Here is a 4,948-nt window from a genome sequence, read left to right on the forward strand (position 1 = left end):
TCGTTCTCAGGATCTAAAGAAATTCTTCGAACAGCAGTACCTTGTTTTGCAACCATACTAGAGCCTTTTACTTTTAAATCTTTAATCAGCACAACAGAATCTCCAGCCTGTAAAACTACACCATTTACATCTCTGTGGATTACTTTTTGTTCTTCCTCTAAATCTTCTCCTGTTGCTTTAGCCCATTTTAAATTTTCATCATCTAAATATAACATATCTAATAAATCTTGTGGCCAACCTTCAGCACGTAAACGTGTTAGCATTCTCCACGCAACCACTTGAACTGAAGCAACTTCACTCCACATACTATCATTTAAACAACGCCAATGATTTGCATCAACTTCATCTGGATTTTCTAGTTGATTTTTACACGTCGAACAAGCTAAAATACTATCATCAACAGTCCCAACCGGCATTGGTGGCAATTTATACATACTTAAATTTTCAGTTGAACCACACAATTCACATTTAGATCCGCTACGTTCTTGTAATTTATTTAAAATACTCATATATTATTTTTTAGAGTCGCAAAAATACATTTAAAAAATAGCAATCACAACGTTCATAAAAATGATTTTTAGGCGTTCCCTTCGGTCGGGCTATTCATTTAATCTTTTGTTTAACTTCTACTTCGCTCAGTTAACAAAAGGATATCACTGCTATCCCTAACGCAATAAAAAACACACATTCAAGTTATTTAATAATATACTTCTTCTTTTAAGAATACTTTAAGATACTATTTTTTAAAATTTTACGTTATTTGCATAACAAACTACTAGGTTATGCTTAAACAATTTTTTTGGATGTGCTCTGGCGCAGATACCGATATTCTTAAAACAAGCTCAAAAGCTGAACAAACTAAATATGCTGGAATTGGTGGAACCGTATTTTTTACAGCTATGATGGCTTTTATAGCCTCAAGCTATGCGCTTTTTACTGTTTTTGATAACTATTTTACAGCCATCTTTTTTGGATTAATTTGGGGATTATTAATTTTCAACTTAGATCGTTTTATTGTTTCAACCATTAAAAAACAAGAAAATAAATGGAAAGAAATTTTGCAAGTAACTCCACGAATAATTTTAGCAGTAATAATTGCGGTTGTAATTTCAAAACCTTTAGAAATAAAAATTTTCGAAAAAGAAATAAATCAAGTTTTATTAACTCAAAAAAACGACTTAACATTAGCTAATAAAAACCAACTATCAAATCAGTTTACACCAGAAATAAATTCAATTAAAAATGAAATAGCAGCATTAAAACATGAAATAGATATCAAAGAAACAGAAACAAATACTTTATATTCAACCTATATTTCTGAGGCAGAAGGAACAGCCGGTACAAAATTGTTAGGCAAAGGCCCCGTTTATAAAGAGAAAAGAGAAAAACACGATGCTACTTTAGCCGAATTAAAACAATTAAAAATTGATAATAAAACTAAAATTTCAGAGAAAGAAAATCAAATAAATTCTCTAATTAAACTTCAAAAAGAGCAAGAAATAACAACTCAGCCCATCATAAATAACTTTGGGGGTTTAATGGCTAGAATAAATGCATTAAATAAATTACCTTGGCTACCTTCATTTTTCATCTTCTTACTTTTTTTAGCCATTGAAACTTCACCTATTTTTTCGAAATTAATAGCACCAAAAGGTGAATATGATTTCAAACTTCAAGACAACGAAAATGCAGTAAAAAATTGGGTTGAACAAAAAGAAAATCAAAGAGCAGCTGTTTTAAGTACAGATACTATTTTAAATACAGCTATTTACAACGAACTTGCTGACGAAGAAGAATTATACAACTATAAAAAACAAAAAGCACGTAAGATTTTACAATTTCAAGCAGATGCATTTCATAAAAGTCAGAAAAAAATTATTGGTTAATTATCCAATGGAAATATAGTGATACTATACCCCAACCAATTTTGTAATTTATTATAAATAAGCTGTTTATCTTCAATTGAAAAATCTTTAATCCTAGTTTTATGTGAACCTCCTTTTAAAACCATTTTTAAAAAGTTTACATGCGGTTTTGGATTTGGTGCACAAGCACCCCAAGTATCGTATTCCCCATAAATGTACAAGATTTTATTTCCTTGATTTTCAACATAATCACGTACTTTTTTAATATAGTTGGGATTAAAAGTTAAGTCTACATTTTTTGGAGTAAAACGCAAATTTGTTGGCTTATGAACCAATCTCAATAAATCTTTAACTGGAGTTGTATCAAAACCATAATAACCTAATTCTGTGATATGTTGGTAATACGAAGGCAATAAATCATAATAGGTTTTATCATTATAAAAACTAATTCCAACAATGTTATTTACATAATCAAATAAATCTTTTGCTGTAGCATTTTCTGTAGGAATTTCATCACAATTTCCACCCCATTGCCAAAAAGAAAATGGAAATTCTAAAACCGCATACTCTAAAGCTTCTTCAATAGATAGTCGGGTGAATTTCATTCCTTTAATCTTAGTATATTTCAAAATCTCAGTTAAAACATTAGCTCTATTCTCTAAAAGTAAACGTTGATATTTTATAATTTTTGTTCTACATTCATCACTTCCAATAGTTTTAATATGTTCTTCCGTTCTCAAATCTTCTTGCGTATTAATAAGCGGTGCAACATAAGGAACTGCAACATCAACATCATAAGGGTATTTCGACTTGTAAATTAGAACCGTTTCTCCTCCTTTACTAATTCCAGTTGAAATCCACTTACTCTTATACAAAGTTTTTAATTTTCTAACTAATTGATGATAATCTTCAATAGCTTGGTCGTTTTTTAAATAATTCCACTGAATTGAATCTGGACGAGATTTTCCATAAAAACGATATTCTACTTGTACTTGATTACTTTTAAGAATTTTGCTCAGTTCATAAGTTCTTGGAGTTGCATTATAACCTTCAGTAATTAATACCATTGGTTTTTTACTATCTGTGTGCGACAAATAAACATAATGTTTAAAAGTTCCGGCTTCAATATTATTATGGTCTAAAGGTTCATTTAAAACTAGTTGAAAAGCTTTTGTAAAATGATCTTTCACACCTATTTTTGTTATTTCGGCATTTGGAAAAAGTTGTTCTAATTTTTGCTGAAAAGTTAAAATTTCAACCGGTTCTAACTTTACAACTCTACAGCCAACTATGGAAACACTAATTGTTATAAATAAAATAAGGGATTTATAAAACTTCATATTAATATTTTGAATTAAAATTAGAACTACATAAAATAGTTAAACTAAAAAATTATAAACTATAAAAATGGTATTCATTGTTTCGCCTTTTTTTGACTTAAGCATTCATTATTGCTTCAATTTCCTCTATTTCAATTGGCATTGCAGCTGTTAAATTTCTTGTGCCCTTTTCTGTAATTAAATAATCATTTTCTAAACGACAACCAATACCTTCTTCAGCAATATAAATTCCAGGTTCACAAGTTACCACCATTCCAGCTTCAAAAGGTCTAGTATATAAACCAACATCATGAACATCTAATCCAATATGATGTGCTGTTCCGTGCATAAAATATTTTTTATATAAAGGGTTATCCTTATCTTGATTTTTAACATCTTTAGCTTTCAATAGTCCTAACTTAATTAATTGTTCTTCCACTAAACTAGCCATTTCTTTTTCATAATCTTGTGAAACCACACCAGGCTTTATCAATTTTGAGCCTTCTTTCAAACAATGTAATACCGCCAAATACACCTCTTTTTGTCTTTTAGAAAATTTTCCATTTACAGGAAAGCACCTTGTTGTATCAGAATTATAGTTTGCATAACAAACTCCAAAATCCATTAAAACCATATCTCCATCCTTACAAACAGCATCATTTGTATTATAGTGCAACGCACAAGCATTACCACCAGAAGCTACAATTGGCATAAATGCATGTCGCTTTGCTCCTTTTCTAATAAGCTCATACGTTAATTCAGCTTCAAGTTCGTACTCCTTCATTTCTGATTTAACAGCTTTTAAAACTCGTTTAAAACTACCAACACTTATATTTGCAGCTTGTTGCATTAAAGCAACCTCTTCTTTAGATTTTATTTGACGCAATTCACGCGCAATTTTAGCGGCACGCTTGTAATTATGAAGTGGATATTTTTCTTTACAAAAAACTATCATTCTGTCTTGCTGCGTATTTATATCTGCAGTTAGTGTTTTTTTGTGTTCGTTATGTCCTAAATAAAAAGTATCAGCTTCAAAAGCCATATATTGTAATGTCAACTCAAAATCTTGTAACCACTTTACATTTTTAATTCCTGAAACTTCAAAAGCTTGTTCTTTAGTTAGCTTTTCACCTTCCCAAATTTTTATAAGATCACTTGTTTCTTTTACAAATAAAACCTCTCTGTTTTCAGGTAAAGCAGCATCCGGATATAAAATTAAAATCGATTCTTCCTGATCCACTCCACTTAAATAAAATAGTTCATTGTTCTGAGTAAACCCCATTACATCATCCGCATTATTTGGCATTACATCGTTTGAGGTTAAAATAGCAATGGAATTAGGTTCCATTTTGGCTGCAAAATTTTGTCTATTTTCAATAAATAATGATGAAGGTATTTTTTTATATCTCATAATTTTTTAATTTAAAATCTGTCAACAGAAAATGGTTTTAAGTTTATAGAAGGTTTTTTCTCTGAAATAATCTCTGAAATTAATTTACCTGTTGCATGTGCTTGGCTCCAACCCAACATTGCATGCCCGGCTGCAAAACAAACATTATTTAATTTTTTAGACCTTCCAATAAATGGTAGACCATCGGGTGAAACAGGGCGTAAACCACAAGCGGCACTTTCCATTTCATTACCTGTAATAGTCACATTTGGATAAAATATAGTAGCATTATTAGCTATTTGTTGCACACGTACTTTGTTTATTTTTGAATTAATTCCTGCAATTTCCATGGTACCTCCAAAACGCGTAAAACC

The 4,948-nt window shown here is 30.3% G+C and carries 5 protein-coding genes; 1 reads left to right on the forward strand and 4 read right to left on the reverse strand.

Annotation, left to right across the window (positions count from 1 at the left end; all coding sequences use genetic code 11):
* A partial coding sequence (locus tag QM495_RS02265; RefSeq protein WP_408670484.1) for a PhnA domain-containing protein occupies positions 1-509 on the reverse strand: 509 nt, incomplete at its 3' end.
* A 273-nt stretch (positions 510-782) separates the two neighbouring features.
* On the opposite strand from QM495_RS02265, the gene QM495_RS02270 reads away from it, so the two are divergent.
* Positions 783-1,886, forward strand: a complete 1,104-nt coding sequence (locus QM495_RS02270) for a DUF4407 domain-containing protein (protein WP_408670485.1) — start codon at positions 783-785, stop codon at positions 1,884-1,886.
* On the opposite strand, the gene QM495_RS02275 is transcribed toward QM495_RS02270, so the two are convergent.
* The 3 genes from QM495_RS02275 to QM495_RS02285 form a co-directional block, all read right to left on the reverse strand.
* Positions 1,883-3,205 carry a S28 family serine protease gene (locus QM495_RS02275; RefSeq protein ID WP_408670486.1) on the reverse strand — a complete coding sequence of 441 codons (1,323 nt, stop codon included), beginning with the start codon at positions 3,203-3,205 and terminating at the stop codon, positions 1,883-1,885. The genes QM495_RS02270 and QM495_RS02275 overlap by 4 nt on opposite strands.
* 97 nt (positions 3,206-3,302) lie before the next feature.
* Positions 3,303-4,595 (reverse strand): aminopeptidase P N-terminal domain-containing protein, encoded by a 1,293-nt coding sequence (locus QM495_RS02280; RefSeq protein WP_408670487.1) that lies wholly within the window; start codon positions 4,593-4,595, stop codon positions 3,303-3,305.
* Between the two features lie 11 nt (positions 4,596-4,606).
* Positions 4,607-4,948 (reverse strand): NAD(P)/FAD-dependent oxidoreductase (locus QM495_RS02285; protein WP_408670488.1); only part of this gene is annotated, 342 nt, incomplete at its 5' end.

It is taken from the genome of Lutibacter sp. (genome assembly GCF_046055765.1).
Taxonomy (GTDB): Bacteria; Bacteroidota; Bacteroidia; order Flavobacteriales; family Flavobacteriaceae; genus Lutibacter.

Excerpts from the sequence above, each read along its gene's own strand:
- QM495_RS02270 (WP_408670485.1), top strand. The coding sequence starts at position 783 with ATGCTTAAACAATTTTTTTGGATGTGCTCTGGCGCAGATACCGATATT.
- QM495_RS02275 (WP_408670486.1), bottom strand. The coding sequence starts at position 3,205 with ATGAAGTTTTATAAATCCCTTATTTTATTTATAACAATTAGTGTTTCC.
- QM495_RS02280 (WP_408670487.1), bottom strand. The coding sequence starts at position 4,595 with ATGAGATATAAAAAAATACCTTCATCATTATTTATTGAAAATAGACAA.